Origin of the sequence: Sphingomonas edaphi (assembly GCF_003583725.1) — a bacterium.
Classification (GTDB): domain Bacteria; phylum Pseudomonadota; class Alphaproteobacteria; order Sphingomonadales; family Sphingomonadaceae; genus Sphingomicrobium; species Sphingomicrobium edaphi.
Genome location: NZ_QXTF01000001.1, coordinates 1,244,374 through 1,260,374 on the forward strand (window position 1 = coordinate 1,244,374; position 16,001 = coordinate 1,260,374).

Here is a 16,001-nt window from a genome sequence, read left to right on the forward strand (position 1 = left end):
TAAACATTTGTTCGCTAATTGTGCCTTCGGGCGGACTCCGGGGCAAGACTTCCATCGGTGCCGCCTGCAGGATAGGGGATGGGTGATGCAGCGAAGCGACGTAATCATCCTCGGCGGCGGCCTGGTCGGGCTGGCCCTGGCGGCTGCTCTCGATGCGAGCGGCCTTACCTCCATCGTCGTCGATCCCGCCGATCCCGCCTTGCGCAAGCAGGCCTCGTTCGACGGGCGCACCAGCGCACTGTCATCCTCTTCGAAGCGCATGTTCGACACGATCGGGATCAGCGACCATTTCCCAGCGGCTGGCTGCCCGATTCGCCGGATAGAGGTAGCCGACGGGCTGGATCCCGGCGGACTAGTCTTCGACCCGGGCGACGACGACGAGCCGCTGGGCTGGATGAATGAGAATCGGAACCTCCACGCCGCCCTTCTGGCGCGTGCCGAGGCCGGGAAGCATATTTCCCTCCACTGGAAGGCGCGGCCGGCCTCCATCGATCGCGACGAGCATGGCGTGACGGTCCGGCTTGACGATGGAACGGAGCTTCGCGCCGCCCTGCTGGTCGCCGCCGAAGGGCGCAATTCGCCAATGCGCGAAGCCGCGGGGATTCGCGTCGCACGGTGGAAGTATGATCATGCGGCGATCGTCTCGACACTTCGCCACGAAAAGCCGCACGACAATGTGGCCTATGAAATTTTCTATCCGGCGGGTCCGTTTGCGCTTCTGCCGATGACCGACGACAATGGCTGCCACCGCTCGGCGATTGTCTGGTCGGTGTCGAAGGACGATGCACCGGGCCTCCTGTCGCTAAGCGACGCGGATTTCGCGGCCGAGGCACAGGCGGCGATGGGCGGGTTCCTCGGCAAGATCGAAATGCTCGCACCACGGTCGAGCTATCCGCTCGGCTTCCACCATGCAGCCCGGATCACCGACCATCGCCTCGCGCTCGTCGGCGACGCTGCGCATGGCATCCATCCGATCGCCGGGCAGGGCGTGAACCTCGGCTATCGCGATGCAGCGGCCCTGGCGCAGGTGCTGGTTGAAGGCGCCCGGCTCGGGCTTGACCTCGGCGACCAGCAGTTGCTTGACCGCTACCAGCGATGGCGCGGGCTAGACACCTTCATGGTCAGCTTGGCGACCGATGGTTTGACCCGCATATACGGGGTTCCCGGCAAGACGGCGTCGAAGGTGCGCCGCTTCGGCATGGGCGTTATCAACCGCATCGGCCCGATCAAGGACCGACTGATGGCCGAAGCGCGCGGTACCAGCGGCGACTTGCCGCTCCTGCTGCGCGGGCTGCCGATCTAACTGGCGGCTCGCCCGTCCTGGACCAGCTGCGTGCAACCTACTGAAGTGTCTGGCCGACGTCTGCGCCGCCGGGCGCTAACCGCTGAAACTGCATCAGCTGCACCACCAGGTCGGCGCGTCCCGACAAGGTCGGTTCCTCCAGCAGCGCCTGCTTTGCGCCCGGATCGAATGGCGCGACCTGCGCGATGGCATTGACGAGCATCTCGTCGTCCAGTTGCCCAACCGCGCCCCAATCGACTGCCAACCCCAGCGCATCGCCGAATCGCCGTGCCTCGCGCTCCACCTCGGCACGCTGGATCAGCGCCAGCGGCCCAGGTTCCGAATCATCATAGGCGGCCAGGTCGACGTCCGCCTGCCTGTAATCGGTGCCTAGGTCCCGCTCGGCAATCAGCCGGAAACGGTTGGATCCCTGCAGCACGATGTTAAACCGGCCGTCGTCCAGTTCCTCAGCGCCGACGATCTCGCCGACACAGCCTGTCTGGAACAGGGGCGGGGGCTCGCCGCTGCCCGATGGCTGGATCATCCCGATCCGCGCTTGCCCGGCCAGCGCATCGCGGACCATGTCGCGATAGCGCGGCTCGAAAATGTGCAGCGGCAACTGCGCCCGCGGAAACAGGATTGCCCCCGCCAACGGGAACAGCGGGATGCGCGCCGGCTTCGAACCCATCATGTGAATAGTAGCGCCGATAGCCGGCGCCGGATGGCCCGACCCCACGGGTCCTCAAAGCCGACGGCTTCCAACATCTGCAGCAGGCGGCTTCGCGCCGCGCCCTCGTTCCACTCGCGGTCGCGCCCGATGATTTCCAGCAAAGCATCCGCCGCGCCGTCGCGGTCGCCTGCTGACAACTTTGCCTGCGCAATCGCGAAGCGCGCTTCATGGTCGTCGGGATTGGATGCCAGCCGCGCCTCCTCGGCTGATACATCGGCGAACGGCGTCGCGGACACGTCCAATGCTGCTTGCGCGCGCGCAATCGCGGAATGCTTCAGGACTTGCTCGTCCAGCCCTGTCAGCAGTGCCCGCGCCTCGTCGATCTTCCCGCTGGCAATCATCGCCCGCGCCAGACCGCCAATCACGAGGGGATTTGCCGGGTCCATATCTCGGATCTGGGCGAAGATGGACTCCGCCCGCGCGGCATCGCCCTCGCGTAGCGTTTGCTCTCCCATTTCCACCAGCGGCTCGATTTGCGCTGCCAGGTCCTGCGCCTCGCCCTTGACCGGCAATTGTCCCAGCAGCTGATCGAGCGCCCGTTTCAGCTGCCCCTCGGTCCGATAATTGGTGAGATCCGCGACCGGTTGCCCCTGGAATATCGCGTAGACCGTCGGGATCGACTGGATGCGGAATTGTGCCGCTATGAGCTTGTCGGCGTCGACATCAACCTTGGTGAGCAGAACGCCCTTGTCGGCATAATCGGCGGCAACTTTCTCTAGCACCGGGGCCAGCTGCTTGCACGGCCCACACCACTCCGCCCAGAAATCCAGGATGACGAGGCTGGTCATCGACGGGTCGAGCACCTCGCGTTGGAAACGCTCGATCGCCTCGCGCTCGGCTTCGGTTACGCCCAATGTCGCCACGCCATACTCCTTGCTTGCGGTGCCGTCCGCATATGGGCCTCGCGCACTTTGGCGGCAAGCCGATGACATCAGGGGTTGCGGGACTGAAAAGGCGATGCTAGGCGCCCGCTCCACCCGATCGGAACATCCTTTCCGGTCCGCCAGAGCGGGCGTAGCTCAGGGGTAGAGCACAACCTTGCCAAGGTTGGGGTCGAGGGTTCGAATCCCTTCGCCCGCTCCAGACATTCCTTCGAAATTTGCTGTATTCAGGCGGGTTCGACCGTCAGGTAGCCGGCGTCGCTCGGCTTCAGCAACTCGCTACTCGGAACGGCGGGGTCCAGCCACCGCGACCAGTCCCTCGGCGGCAGCAGTACAATCTGTCGTCGATGGAAGGGTGCAACGTCAGGACCGGGCTCTGCCGTCAGCAGGGTGAACGCCTCGCCGACCTGCGGATGCGCGCACAAAATCCCCGCGATCCCCAGCAGACCACCATCGGCTGGCTTGAACAACCAGCGGTCCTTGCGTTTCTTCTTCGGGTCTTCAGGCGCGGTGTACTCGTAAAAGCCGTCGGCAATGACGAGGCCCCGGTTGCGAGCGAAGTTTCGGCCTTCCGACCGAAGGTTGTAGAGCGGCTTGCCGGTCGCCTGCGGCCAGCTCCAGCGGCGGATGACCAATTCAGGCCCTGAGACGCCTGCCCGGACGATAGCGCCGGGATCCGTGATGTGGACGTCACGCGGCTCTAGGTTCGGGATGCCTTCCGGGAACGACAGCTTCGTTCCCATTCCAGCAAAAATCTGCCGGATTGCGTCGCTTCCCTTGTGCAGGCGGTAGAGGTTGCACATCCGCCTGACTGCCTAACTCTAGTCGAACAGGCTGGAAACGGAGCTTTCGTCCGCGATCCGGTGGATGGCTTCGCCAAACAGGGGCGCGATCGACAGGCGGCGAATCTTGTGCTCGTCGCCGACACCCTCGCGGTAGATCGAGTCAGTGACGACCAGTTCCGTCAGCACACTAGCCTCGACGCGCGATTCAGCCGCGCCGGACAATACGCCGTGACTGCAATAGGCGATTACCTCGGTTGCGCCCTGTTCCTTCAGGGCGGCGGCTGCGTTGCACAGCGTTCCCGCCGAATCCACGATGTCGTCGACCAGCACGCAGCAATGGCCTTCGACGTCGCCGATGATGTTCATCACTTCCGATTCGCCGGCGCGCTCGCGGCGCTTGTCGACGATGGCCAGCGGGGCGTTGTCCAGCCGCTTGGCCAGACTGCGCGCGCGAACCACACCGCCGACGTCGGGGGAAACCACCATCAGTTTCTTGCCAGAATGCCGCGCCTGGATGTCGGCGGCCATGACTGGCGCCGCCCAAAGATTGTCGGTTGGGATGTCAAAGAAGCCTTGGATCTGACCGGCGTGGAGATCCATCGTCAACACGCGATCCGCACCGGCGGTGGTGATGAGATTGGCCACCAGCTTCGCCGAAATCGGCGTGCGCGGACCGGGTTTTCGGTCCTGCCGCGCGTAGCCGAAGTATGGAATGACTGCCGTGATCCGCTTGGCCGACGCCCGCTTCAGCGCGTCGATGCAAATCAGAAGCTCCATCAGATTGTCGTTCGTCGGATAGCTGGTCGACTGCACGACAAAGACATCCTCGCCGCGCACATTCTCGTGGATTTCGACGAAGACTTCCTCGTCGGCGAAGCGGCGGACGCTGGCCTGCGTCAACGGAAGCTCCAAATAGTCGGCGATTGATTTCGCCAACGGCAGGTTCGAATTCCCGGCAAGAAGCTTCATTTATGACGGTCCCGTGTCGCTGGCCCCGCCGCCCCTTAGAAAGGCCCGCCGCTAAGGGCAAGGTTGCGCGGCTATTGCCAGCCGCTAAACCGGCGCGGTGACCGACCGCCTGACCATCGCGCTTGCCCAGCTAAACCAGCGCGTGGGTGACCTCTCCGCCAATGCGGAGGCGATGCTCGAGTGGCGCAAGGCGGCAAGCGGCGCAGACCTTATCCTTTATCCGGAGCTTCAGCTGACCGGCTATCCGCCTGAAGACCTGGTGCTGAAACCCGAATTCGTACGGCGCACCATGGAAGCGGCGGAGCGGCTGGTCGACGCGACGGCAGACGGCGGACCGGCGATGCTGTTCGGCACTATCCATGCCGAAGGCGGCGCGAACTATAACGCGATGGTGCTGGCCGAAGGCGGGAGGCTGGTCGGGCGCACGCTGAAGCGCGAACTGCCTAATTACGGCGTGTTCGACGAAAAGCGCACCTTCGCGCCCGGACCGTTCCCTGATCCCTTGCTGTTCAAGGGCGTCAGCATCGGTGTGCCGGTGTGCGAGGATATTTGGCTGGAACCCGTCTGCGCCCATCTGGCGAAGCGGGGCGCCGAATTGCTCTTGGTGCCCAACGGCAGCCCTTACGAACTCGACAAGGACGACCTTCGCCAGCGCATGGTGCGCGACCGCGTAATCGAGAGCGGCCTGCCGCTGGCCTATGTCAACCGCGTCGGCGGGCAAGACGAACTGGCTTTCGACGGATCGAGCTTCGTCGTCAACGACAATGGCGAAATCGCGGTCCAGATGCCGGATTTCGAGGAAACGCTGGCAATCACGACCTGGACGCGAGGGGTCAACGGCTGGCACTGCGAAGCTGGCCATTGGACGGACCTGTCGACCTATCCCGAAGACATTTACCTGGCGATGATCACCGGCCTTCGCGACTATGTGCAGCGCAACCGCTTTCCGGGGGTGATCCTTGGACTGTCTGGCGGGATCGACAGCGCACTGTCCGCAGCGGTAGCGGTCGACGCGCTGGGTGCAGACAAGGTGCGCTGCGTCATGCTCCCGTCGAAATTTACGTCGGACGAAAGCTTGGAGGACGCGGCTGAGTGTGCACGCCTGCTCGGCGTTCGTCATGACGTCATCCCGATCGTGCCGGGCGTCGACGCGCTTGGGGCGATGCTGCCGGGAATCGATGGGCTCGCTGCTGAAAATATCCAGTCCCGTCTCCGGATGGTGACGCTGATGGCGATCAGTAACCGCGATGGGCACATGCTGCTGACAACCGGAAACAAGAGCGAGATGAGCGTCGGTTATGCCACGCTCTATGGCGACATGGCGGGCGGATATTCGGTGCTGAAGGATGCCTACAAGACGACCTGCTTCGCCCTCTCGCGATGGCGCAACGGGCATCGGCCGAAGGGAGCGCTTGGTCCCGCAGGCCCGGTGATGCCGCAGCGGGTGATCGACAAGCCACCAACGGCGGAGCTTCGCCCCAACCAGAAGGACGAGGACAGCTTGCCGCCCTATCCGCTGCTTGACCGCATCCTCGAGTGTCTGGTCGAAAGGGAGTTGTCTGTGAAAGAAACGGCCGCCGCGACTGGGGCCGATGCCGAGCTGGTCAGGGACATCGAAAGGAAGCTTCTGATCGCCGAATATAAGCGCCGCCAAGCACCGCCGGGGGTCAAGCTGGGTAGCCGAAACTTCGGCCGGGACCGCCGTTATCCGATCACTAACGGTTTCCGGTCTAGCTAGCCCGCATGGGCAAGTATCGCGAAATCGGGGAAGGGCTGATTGCAGCGGCCAAACCACGTTTCAAGGATTTCCGCATCGATTTCGAAAAGATCAGCAACGCGGCCAGCAAGGCGGCGCGCGAAGGTCGCGAGGGCCTGACGTTCGAAGATGGGGCGGCGATGTTTAGCGATCTTGACTGGGACCTGCGTATTCCATTGCAACATCGCTACGCGGCGGAAGGCGCCCTGGACCCGGTTGCGCATTATCATGCCAAGCGCTTCAAGTTGTACATCGGTAGAAGCTGTGCATGGCCGGATGAGCCGGCGCGCGATGCACTTCGGATGTTCGCGGATCATGGCAGGGCGGAAATCGGTGTGGCGTTGGTCCGCGCCTATGTGGACATGCAGCACAAGCGGCTGAAACGCGATTACCCGGCGCGCAAAGCCGGAAAGCCACGCGCGCAGCGCGAAGAGGGCGTCCAGCGCGCGATTGATGGAATGTGCAGTCTGATTGCCGCAGCGATTCCGGACCGGAAAGTCGAATTGCTGAATGATCTAGATTCTGTGGCAAAATATGTGGACGAACATGGAGGCGACGAGGATCGGGGGTGGCTGGACCAAGTGCGGCGGGAGATATGGATGGAACGCCGGGCCTGATTACCGCGTACTTGCTGGACTCAAAATGACATCCTCTCCGATCGTGAGGCCCTGACCATGAAATATCTTCTTCCGCTCATCACGCTGATGCTCGCCGCCTGCAACCAGCAGGATGATGCGCCCGCGCCTGTCCAGAACGAGCCTGCCGAGACGCCGGCTGCTGCTGAAGAAGTGCCTAGCCTGGAGGGCAGCTGGAACGTCACGATGGCCGAAGGCCGCGACGCATCCGCCATGGGGATGACGGCGTCGTTCGCAGGCGGCAGCGCGACCCTTTCCACAGGATGCTTCCGTCGCGGCTGGACCTACACGCAGCAGCGCAACGCGGTTGCCTTCACGACCTCGCCGTCGGGCAGCTCCAATTGCGGCGGCTCGCGGCCGGGCGCTTCCGAAGAAGGTGCGTTCGCGGCGCTGGCGGAATCTAACATCGCCATCTTCGGCAAGGAGGGCAAGGAGGCGACGCTCTCTGGCACCGCCGGCACACTCACCCTCGAGCGGCGCTAGCTTTCGCGGCGTCGAGGATGATAGGGCGGCGGCCATGACCGTTGTCACCCGTTTTGCTCCTTCGCCAACCGGCCGGCTTCACGTCGGCAATATTCGCACCGCGCTTCACAATGCGCTGTTCGCCCTCAAACATGGCGGGCGTTTCCTGCTGCGTATCGACGATACCGACTTGGAGCGCAGCCGGGAGGAGCATGTCGACGCAATTCATGCTGACCTGCGATGGCTGGGGCTGCATGCGCACGATTTCGTTCGCCAGTCGCAGCGCTTCGCTACCTACGAGCGGGAGTTCGAGCGGCTTCGCGACGCCGGCCGGGTCTATGCCTGCTATGAAACTCCCGAGGAGCTGGACCTTCGCCGCAAGGTGCTTCTCGGGCGAGGGTTGCCACCGGTTTACGAGCGCAAGCCTGCCGGCGCACCTCTTCCCCAAGGCGTTGCACCGCACTGGCGGTTCAAGCTCGACCATGGCCGATCCATCGAATGGGACGACCTAGTCCGCGGCCACCAGAAATTTGACCCGGCACTGATCAGCGATCCGGTCATCCGTCGTGCCGACGGCAGCTGGCTTTACCTGTTGCCGTCGGTCATCGACGATATCGACCTTGGCATCACGCACGTCGTTCGCGGCGAGGACCATGTCTCCAATAGCGCGGTGCAGCTTCAGATGTTCGAGGCGCTGGGCGCAGTTGCACCGCACTTTGCGCATGAAGCGCTGCTGGTCGCCGCAGAAGGGAAATTATCGAAGCGCCTCGGGTCGACCGGAGTGGATGCGCTACGCGATGCGGGCATCGAAGCGATGGCGCTCTTGTCGCTGCTTGCGCGACTCGGGACGTCGCAACCCGTTGAAGCGAAACGGACGCTGGGCGAGCTGGCCGAGGGGTTCGATTTCTCGACCTTCGGGCGGGCGCCGGCGCATTTCGACCTAGCAGAAGTCGAGCAGCTTAACGCCAAACTGCTTCATCAACTTGACTATGCTGAGGTTGCCGACCGGTTGCCCAATGACATCGGAGAGGCGGAGTGGCTGGCCCTTCGAGGCAACGTCGCGCATTTGGGCGAAGCTGCCGAATGGCTGCGGGTCATTCGCGGCGACATCGAGGTGACCGAAGTCGTGCCAGACGACAAGCCGCTGCTGGCCGAAGCCGCGTCGGCGGCAGCCGAGCTCGACTGGGACAATGATCCCTGGCACGCGTTGACCGCCAAGTTGAAAGACAGCACTGGCCGCAAGGGCAAGGCCCTGTTTCTCCCGCTCCGTCGTGCGCTGACCGGCCGCGACGCCGGTCCGGAGATGGGGCCGCTGGTCCGGCTGATGGGCAAGGACCGCGCTGTCAGCAGATTTGAGAAAGCCGGAAGATAACGGACATAATGAATACCCTCCGATTCGAACTTGTCAGTTAAATGATATGATGTAACATGACGAGCCTTAGCAGGAGGCTTGTCATGCTTGCTTATGCGTCCACCGCCCGTCCCGGCGCCAGGGCCGGATCGGCCCGCACTCTCATGGTCATCGTTGCCGGGCACGCCGCCGTTCTCGCGGCGGTGCTTGCGGCCAAGCCGGAACTGGTCGGGATGACCCCATTCGTGCCGATCAAGGTCATCGATGTCCGGATCGATCCACCGCCGCCTGAGGTGGGTCCGCCGCAGCCACAGGCCAATCTGCAGCCGGTGCCAATCCATTCCAGGGCGACCATTCCGACACCGATCGTTGACAATCTCCCCAGCTTGCCAATCGTTCCGCTGGCGCCCGGGCCGGCGATCAATAGCTCCGGCGGGGCGATCGGACTGGAGCCGGGCGCGCAGGTTGTCGATCCTCCCGAGCATGCCCCGGTCCGGGTCGCGGCCGTCTTCCGCACGCCCGAAAGCGCGATCAAGCCACCCTATCCGCTCTCAAAAATTCGGAGCGAGGAAGAGGCGACGCTCAGGCTTCGGCTGTCGATTGATCCACGCGGCCGCGTCGTCGCGGTCGACCCGGTCGGCGACGCCGATGCTGAGTTCCTTGCGGCGGCACGACGTCACATCATGCAATCCTGGCGTTACAAGCCGGCGATGGAGGATGGGATAGCTGTCGCGTCCAGCACGGTAATCAGCCTGTCGTTTCGGCTGGACGACGCCTCGGCATGACCAGCGGGCGGGGCTGGCGATATGCGGCCCCGCGCCCTACATTCGGCCGCATGGCGATCCTTCCTCCAATGGTCGGCCCGCGCGCGGCGCTGGGCGACCTTCTCTCCTTCATGCGGCAACGCAGCCGCGAACAGGTCATCGGCGCTGCCCTGGCGCTGCTGGTGACGATGATCATCCTGATCGTTTTCTTCGTCGATTCGAAGATCAACACGGCTCCCGGGCCGACGGTGGTCTATGTCGAGAATTACGGGCCGGACCGCACGGATGCCGACATCATCGCCGACCAGAAGAAGGCCTCCGAGCAAAAGCGCAAGGCGGAAGAGGCGCGCCGCCGCGAATTCCAAAAATTGGAAAAGCAGCTCGGAATTGAGTGACGCGAGCATGATGCGGGAAGCGGTGCGGCTGGGCGATAGCGCACGCGGCCGTACCGCGCCAAATCCCAATGTTGGCTGCCTCATCGTCAAGGACGGCGAGATTGTCGGACGCGGCGCAACCGGCGACGGAGGCCGCCCGCATGCCGAAGCTGTCGCGATCGCCGACGCCGGCGATAACGCAAGGGGCGCAACACTCTATGTCACGCTCGAACCCTGCGCTCATGCGAGCGAACGCGGGCCAACTTGTTCGACGCTCATCCCCGCAGCTGGCATCGCCCGCGTTGTAGCCGCGATGCGCGATCCGGATCCGCGCACGGCAGGAAAGGGCTTCGCTGCCCTTCGCAGCGCGGGCGTGGATGTTCGGACGGGCGTCGCGAATAGGGCAGCGCGCGTCAGCATGGCCGGCTATCTCAGCCGGATCGAACGCGGACGTCCGCGCATCACACTCAAACTCGCCCTGTCGATCGACGGGAAGATCGCGCTTCCGTCTGGCGAGTCCAAGTGGATCACGGGAGAAGACGCGCGTGCCCATGTTCACTTAGAACGTGCGCACAGCGACATGATCCTGGTCGGGCGGGGAACCTATCTCGCCGATGCCCCCCGTCTCGACGTTCGGCTCCCCGGACTGGAAGGGCATTCGCCGCGACGGGCCCTTTTGACCCGGGGCGAAGCTGTGGCTGGCTGGGAAACCCTGTCTTCTCCGCAGGATGTTTACCGGCTTCATGACGTCAACGACCTGCTGGTCGAGGGCGGCTCCGCCACCGCGACGGCCTTTCTTGCCGCCGACCTGGTCGACCGCATCCTGATCTATCGAGCACCGATTCTCGTCGGGGAAGGAAAGTCGAGCCTTGGCTATATCGGGCTTGACGCGATTGCCGATGCGCACGGCCGCTGGCGGATCGGCAGCGGCGCGCACCTTGGCATCGACCGCCTCGAAGTATACGAGCGCGACCGCGAAGGGGATTAGCTTTGTTCACCGGCATCGTCACCGACATCGGCACCATCCGATCGCAGGAGAAGCGCGGCGACGTACGCCTGACGATCGGCTGCTCATATGACCTGTCCGGGGTCGACCTTGGCGCTTCGATCTCCTGTTCGGGCGCGTGTCTGACGGTCGTCGACAAGGGGCCGGGCTGGTTTGCGGTCGATGTCAGCCACGAAACACTGTCCCGCACCGCACCGCGCTGGTCGGCAGGGTCGCGCCTCAATCTCGAACGCGCGCTTCGCCTCGGCGACGAGCTTGGCGGCCACCTGGTCACTGGCCATGTCGATGCCGTCGGAACCGTCGTCGGCACTTGCCCGGACGGCGACTCGACGCGAATTGGAGTCAGTGTCCCCGCCGACCTCGGCAAAATGATTGCAGCCAAGGGTTCGGTCACCATCGACGGCGTCTCTCTGACCATCAACGAAGTGCGCGACCTCGATGGCGCCACGCATTTCGCGGTGAACATTATTCCCCATACTGCTAGCCACACTACGTTGGGATCGCTCGAGGAGGGCGACGCGGTAAATGTAGAGATCGATGTGCTGGCACGCTACTTGGAGCGGATGACCAACCGCCCAGTGTGATTTTTGACATTGGCGATTCACATTGCGATGTGATAGCGGCGCTGCATGTCCACCACCCTCATCGAGCGACTCACTGCTCTCGTCGACAGCGGGGAGGCTAGCCGAAGCGGCCTAGCCCGCGCGGCCGGCCTTCACCCCAACTCGCTTCGTAAGCTTGGCGCGTCCGACTGGAATCCCACGGCCGACACTCTCGTGCGGCTAGAGAAACTGCTGGACGGCGGCGTTCAGGACGTGCTCGTCGGCGCCGAGACGATTATCGACGAGGCGCGCAACGGCCGCATGTTCATCCTCGTCGACGATGATGACCGTGAAAACGAGGGCGACCTCGTTGTCCCGGCTCAGATGGCAACGCCCGACGCGATCAACTTCATGGCCCGCCACGGACGCGGTCTGATCTGCCTTGCACTCGGCAAGGATCGGGTGGACCAGCTCGGGCTGGAACCGATGGCCCGCCAGAACCGGACTCGGATGGAAACCGCCTTCACCGTCTCCATCGAGGCGCGCGACGGCGTTACTACAGGAATTAGTGCCGCCGACCGCGCGCGGACGATCGCGGTGGCGATCGACGCCAACAACGGGCCGGATGCGATCGTCTCGCCGGGCCATGTTTTCCCGTTGGTAGCCCGCCCGGGCGGCGTGCTGGTTCGCGCTGGCCATACCGAAGCGGCGGTCGACGTCGCTCGGCTGGCCGGCCTCAATCCGTCCGGCGTGATCTGCGAAATCATGCGTGAGGACGGGACGATGGCCCGGCTCGATGACCTGATGGACTTCGCGCGTACTCACGGCCTTAAGATTGGGACGATCCGCGACCTCATCGCGTACCGCCTTAAGAAGGATCATATGGTCGAGCGCGTCGCAGAGACGCGCTTCACCGCCCGCTCCGGGGCCGCCTGGACTGCCCAGGTATTCCGCGACAAGGCCAGCGGCGAGGAGCAGCTAGCGCTGGTTCATGGTGCGATAGACCCGGCCCGTCCGACGCTGGTGCGCATGCATTCGATCGATCTTTTCGCCGACCTGCTGGGCGAAGCCAGCGCGCGCGCTGGCTTGCTTGACGGCGCGATGCGGATGATTGAGGCGGACGGCTCGGGTGTCATCGTGGCGCTCCATGCCGCCGCGCCCGGATCGCTCAGTCGGGCGACCGACATGCGGTCGGGGAAGGGTAGCGAAGCCAGTCCTGCCCTTCGCGGTTACGGGATCGGCGCGCAGATCCTGGCGGCGCTCGGCATTCACGACATGATCCTGCTTTCCAATACGCGCCATTCCCCCGTCGGGCTCAGCGCCTACGGCTTGGCCATCGTCGAAGAACGCTGCATCATCTCCTCGGAGTCCTGACCCTTGGCCCACGTCCTGATCGCCGAAGCGCGCTTCTACGCGCACCTCAACGACATGCTTCTAGCCGGTGCGCGGGCCGCGTTGGACAGGGCCGGTCATTCGCACGAAACGGTGACGGTTCCCGGCGCTCTCGAATTGCCGGGCGTGATCGCGCTCGCGGCTGAAAGCGGGCGCTTCGACGCATTTGTCGCGTTGGGCGTCGTCATTCGCGGCGAGACCTATCATTTCGAAATCGTTGCCGGGGAAAGCGCTCGTGGCCTGATGGCCTTGACGATGGATGGCCTTGCCGTCGGCAACGGCATCCTGACGGTAGAGAATGAGGCGCAGGCTATCGTCCGTGCCGACGCCTCACAGGGCGACAAGGGCGGTGATGCGGCGGAGGCCGCGCTGGCGCTGCTCGCCCTTCGCGGCCGTTTCAGCTGAGCGGCAGCCACACTTCGTTGCGGCGCAGCGGACCGGGAATCATCGGCGAATTGTAGAAGGCATATTCCGGCGCGGCCTCGACCGCCTCGCCGCGCCGAGCGAGCCAGCCGCGAAGCCGGTCCTCCTGCTCGGCTAACAACTTGTCATCGGCGAATCCGGGGAACGTCACGACGGCAACCTTGCGCGGCGGGATTTCGACCAGTTCGACACCAGCCGGCGGTTCCGGAAGATCTGCAGCGTCGCGTCCGGCAGGCATGACGAAGCGGGTGCGCCACGCGCCCTCCAATTCATCGTCGAACAAGGGTGGATCGCTCGCCATCGGGTCGCCCCCGTCCTGCATAACGGGCACGGTCATCGCCAGCTTCTCGCCATTGCGCGACTTCGCGAAGATATAGTCGGCGAGCACCCGGAAGCCGCGCCCAAGCGCATCCCTGCGCGGGCCTTCGATGACGGTTTCCGCGACCGTCACGGCCGGATAGTCGCGAATCTGGTAGTCGCCGTCGCTGGTTAGCGCGCGATAATCGGGTTCCTCAGTCTGCTTTTCGCGGAAATAATAGAAAGCCGCGCCACCGATGAGTGCCACGCCGATAGCTGCCGCGCCCGCCAACACTTCCTTCCGCATGCCTGCATCCTCCTTGCGGGAGGACGAACCGGTCAAGCGGCTTCCTGTTCCTCTAATCGAGGATAATCCGTGTAGCCTTCTGGGCCTTGCGAGTAGAATGTCTTCACATGCCACTCGTTCAAGGGCGCGTCCTGACGAATCCGCTCTACCAGGTCGGGATTGGCGAGGAAGGGCCGGCCGAAGCTGATCGCATCGGCGATGCCGTCATCTAACTTCGCTTGCGCGCTGGTGCCATCATAGTCGCTATTGAGGACCAGCTTGCCGGAAAAAACCTTGCGGATTGCCGGGCTGACTGGCGCTTCGTCGGTCGCGCGGAACGTCGAATGCGGTCCGGGCTCGCGGAGCTCGAGCCAAGGCACACCGAGCTTTTCCAGTTCGATCGCCGCCGCAGTGAACAGGGCGAAATTGTCGCTGTCGTTGCAGCCCTGCACGTCTCCATTGGGCGAAAAGCGGATTGCGGTCCGCTGGACGCCCGCCTCGGCCTGGACCGCCATGACCACGTCGCGCATAAAGCGCAGGCGGTTGGCGATGGCCCCGCCATAATCGTCGTCGCGCAGGTTGGTCCCGTCGCGCATGAATTGGTCGATCAGGTAACCGTTCGCGCCATGGATCTGGACCCCGTCGAAGCCGGCAGCGACCGCGTTTCGCGCAGCGGCAGAATAGTCGCCGACAATCCGTTCGATATCGGCGAGGGTAGCGCCATAGGCCGTCGGATAAGCTTGCTTGCCCTCATAGGTATGGGCGTAGTCCGGGGCCTGCGTCGCGGATGCGCTGATGTTACGCATGCCGCTGACATTGTCGTGGACCAGCCGGCCCATGTGCCACAGCTGTGCGACAATCCGCCCGCCAGCGCGGTGCACCGCCTCGACCACCGGCTTCCAGCCTTCGACCTGCGCGTCCGACCACAGGCCGGGAGCATAGGGCCAGCCCAGCCCTTCGCGGCTGATGCCGGTCGCCTCGCTGATGATTAGCCCGGCGGTAGCCCGCTGTGCATAATAATCGGCCATCAGCGGCGTCGGTACAGCGTCCTTCGTCGCGCGGCCGCGCGTTAGCGGGGCCATCAGGATGCGGTTAGGAAGCTTGATCGCCCCCATCTCGACCGGGTCGAACAGCGTGGGCATAAGGCGGCTCCTTCGTTACAGGGACCAGAGATAGGTGGCGATTCGAAACCTGCCAAGAGGCCACGGCTGGGCCTTTGTTGCGCTGCTTGTCGGCAACCTCGCGCTTGCGTGCGGTCCGTTCCTGGTCCGAAACAGCGGGGTTGGACCGATCTCGGCTGGCTTCTGGCGGCTTGCGCTAGCGCTCCCGTTCCTGTGGCTGCTCGCCCGCATGTTCGGACAGCCGGTTCACCGGCCGCGCCACGGGCTAACGATTGCCATCGCGCTCGCCGCCTTTTTCTTCGCTGCCGATCTGGCTGCGTGGCACGCCGGCATTCTGCTGACCAAGCTCGGCAACGCTACATTGTTCGGCAATATCTCCAGCTTCTTCTTCGCCGCCTGGGGACTGTGGCTGGCGCACAAGCTCCCGTCGCCAGTGCAGGCGCTCGCCCTGACGCTGGCGGCGGCGGGGTGCGCAATGCTGATGTGGGGCAGCGCCGAACTGTCGGCCGCGCATCTACGCGGCGACCTGCTGGCCGCCCTAGCGGGACTGCTCTACACGGGCTACCTGATCATCGTAGAACGCACGCGCGGGGAGCTCCAGCCACTGCCGCTACTGTTTCTTGCCAGTCTGTTCGGCGCTGTCATGCTCCTTCCAGTCGCGGCGATGGCCGGGGAAACCGTATTCCCTGCCGATTGGACCGGTCTCATAGCGCTGGCGCTGTGCAGCCAGGTCGTCGGGCAGGGGTTGCTCGTTTATGCGCTTGGCCATTTGCCGCCGCTGGTCGTTGGCATCGCCATGCTGACACAGCCCGCCCTGTCCGCCTTGCTGGGTTGGCTATATTATGGGGAGGCCTTCACGCCGCTCGACTGGGGCGGGGCGGCGATGATCGTCATCGCGCTGATCCTGGTGAGGTTGCGCGAGACCGAGGGCGGGGCCAAGTAAGG

General features: G+C 64.1%; 18 protein-coding genes and 1 tRNA gene. 13 read left to right on the forward strand and 6 right to left on the reverse strand.

Going from position 1 to position 16,001, the window contains the following annotated elements; translation table 11 throughout:
* The first annotated feature begins 85 nt into the window (after window positions 1-85).
* The gene (locus tag D3M59_RS06370; RefSeq protein ID WP_119532602.1) at window positions 86-1,303 is read left to right on the forward strand and encodes an FAD-dependent monooxygenase; all 1,218 of its coding nucleotides are present in this window, start codon (window positions 86-88) and stop codon (window positions 1,301-1,303) included.
* Window positions 1,304-1,340: 37 nt separating this feature from the next.
* On the opposite strand, the gene D3M59_RS06375 is transcribed toward D3M59_RS06370, so the two are convergent.
* Together D3M59_RS06375 and D3M59_RS06380 are read right to left on the reverse strand one after the other, a co-directional pair.
* Entirely contained in the window at window positions 1,341-1,973 is a 633-nt protein-coding gene (locus D3M59_RS06375) for an LON peptidase substrate-binding domain-containing protein (protein WP_407695427.1), read from the reverse strand.
* Window positions 1,970-2,875, reverse strand: coding sequence for a tetratricopeptide repeat protein (locus D3M59_RS06380; protein WP_119532915.1), 906 nt, complete (start codon window positions 2,873-2,875; stop codon window positions 1,970-1,972). Before D3M59_RS06380 ends, D3M59_RS06375 begins: the two co-directional genes overlap by 4 nt.
* Window positions 2,876-3,020: 145 nt before the next feature.
* Between D3M59_RS06380 and D3M59_RS06385 the strand changes: the two genes are divergently transcribed.
* A tRNA-Gly gene (locus D3M59_RS06385) sits at window positions 3,021-3,095 on the forward strand.
* Between the two features lie 25 nt (window positions 3,096-3,120).
* Here the strand turns inward: D3M59_RS06385 and D3M59_RS06390 are convergent.
* On the reverse strand, window positions 3,121-3,696 hold the full coding sequence (locus D3M59_RS06390; RefSeq protein ID WP_119532606.1) for an SOS response-associated peptidase family protein: 576 nt from the start codon (window positions 3,694-3,696) through the stop codon (window positions 3,121-3,123).
* 18 nt (window positions 3,697-3,714) lie between these two features.
* A complete protein-coding gene (locus tag D3M59_RS06395) occupies window positions 3,715-4,647 on the reverse strand; it encodes a ribose-phosphate pyrophosphokinase (protein WP_119532608.1) in 933 nt (310 codons plus the stop codon).
* A gap of 97 nt (window positions 4,648-4,744) precedes the next feature.
* Between D3M59_RS06395 and D3M59_RS06400 the strand changes: the two genes are divergently transcribed.
* The 10 genes from D3M59_RS06400 (at window position 4,745) to ribH (ending at window position 13,334) form a co-directional block, all read left to right on the forward strand.
* Entirely contained in the window at window positions 4,745-6,385 is a 1,641-nt protein-coding gene (locus D3M59_RS06400) for an NAD+ synthase (protein WP_119532610.1), read from the forward strand.
* 5 nt (window positions 6,386-6,390) lie between these two features.
* Entirely contained in the window at window positions 6,391-7,020 is a 630-nt protein-coding gene (locus tag D3M59_RS06405) for a hypothetical protein (RefSeq protein ID WP_119532612.1), read from the forward strand.
* Between the two features lie 57 nt (window positions 7,021-7,077).
* Window positions 7,078-7,521, forward strand: coding sequence for a hypothetical protein (locus D3M59_RS06410; protein WP_119532614.1), 444 nt, complete (start codon window positions 7,078-7,080; stop codon window positions 7,519-7,521).
* 34 nt (window positions 7,522-7,555) lie between these two features.
* A complete protein-coding gene (locus tag D3M59_RS06415) occupies window positions 7,556-8,872 on the forward strand; it encodes a glutamate--tRNA ligase (protein WP_119532616.1) in 1,317 nt (438 codons plus the stop codon).
* Between the two features lie 83 nt (window positions 8,873-8,955).
* Entirely contained in the window at window positions 8,956-9,636 is a 681-nt protein-coding gene (locus D3M59_RS06420) for an energy transducer TonB (RefSeq protein WP_158581964.1), read from the forward strand.
* A gap of 50 nt (window positions 9,637-9,686) precedes the next feature.
* Window positions 9,687-10,010: a hypothetical protein gene (locus tag D3M59_RS06425; protein ID WP_147416715.1), complete on the forward strand. Its 324-nt coding sequence runs from the start codon at window positions 9,687-9,689 to the stop codon at window positions 10,008-10,010.
* Window positions 10,011-10,020: 10 nt separating this feature from the next.
* Entirely contained in the window at window positions 10,021-10,977 is a 957-nt protein-coding gene (gene ribD, locus D3M59_RS06430; protein ID WP_119532916.1) for a bifunctional diaminohydroxyphosphoribosylaminopyrimidine deaminase/5-amino-6-(5-phosphoribosylamino)uracil reductase RibD, read from the forward strand.
* A 2-nt stretch (window positions 10,978-10,979) separates the two neighbouring features.
* Window positions 10,980-11,579: a riboflavin synthase gene (locus tag D3M59_RS06435; protein WP_119532622.1), complete on the forward strand. Its 600-nt coding sequence runs from the start codon at window positions 10,980-10,982 to the stop codon at window positions 11,577-11,579.
* A gap of 45 nt (window positions 11,580-11,624) precedes the next feature.
* A complete protein-coding gene (gene ribB / locus D3M59_RS06440) occupies window positions 11,625-12,911 on the forward strand; it encodes a 3,4-dihydroxy-2-butanone-4-phosphate synthase (RefSeq protein WP_119532624.1) in 1,287 nt (428 codons plus the stop codon).
* Window positions 12,912-12,914: 3 nt separating this feature from the next.
* Window positions 12,915-13,334 (forward strand): 6,7-dimethyl-8-ribityllumazine synthase, encoded by a 420-nt coding sequence (ribH, locus tag D3M59_RS06445; RefSeq protein WP_119532626.1) that lies wholly within the window; start codon window positions 12,915-12,917, stop codon window positions 13,332-13,334.
* Here the strand turns inward: ribH and D3M59_RS06450 are convergent.
* Window positions 13,327-13,956, reverse strand: a complete 630-nt coding sequence (locus D3M59_RS06450) for an SOUL family heme-binding protein (protein WP_119532628.1) — start codon at window positions 13,954-13,956, stop codon at window positions 13,327-13,329. The genes ribH and D3M59_RS06450 overlap by 8 nt on opposite strands.
* Window positions 13,957-13,988: 32 nt before the next feature.
* The gene (locus D3M59_RS06455) at window positions 13,989-15,077 is read right to left on the reverse strand and encodes an alkene reductase (protein WP_119532630.1); all 1,089 of its coding nucleotides are present in this window, start codon (window positions 15,075-15,077) and stop codon (window positions 13,989-13,991) included.
* Between the two features lie 34 nt (window positions 15,078-15,111).
* Here D3M59_RS06455 and D3M59_RS06460 point away from each other — a divergent pair, with 34 nt between their 5' ends.
* Window positions 15,112-15,999: a DMT family transporter gene (locus D3M59_RS06460; RefSeq protein WP_119532632.1), complete on the forward strand. Its 888-nt coding sequence runs from the start codon at window positions 15,112-15,114 to the stop codon at window positions 15,997-15,999.
* The last annotated feature ends 2 nt before the right edge of the window (window positions 16,000-16,001 follow it).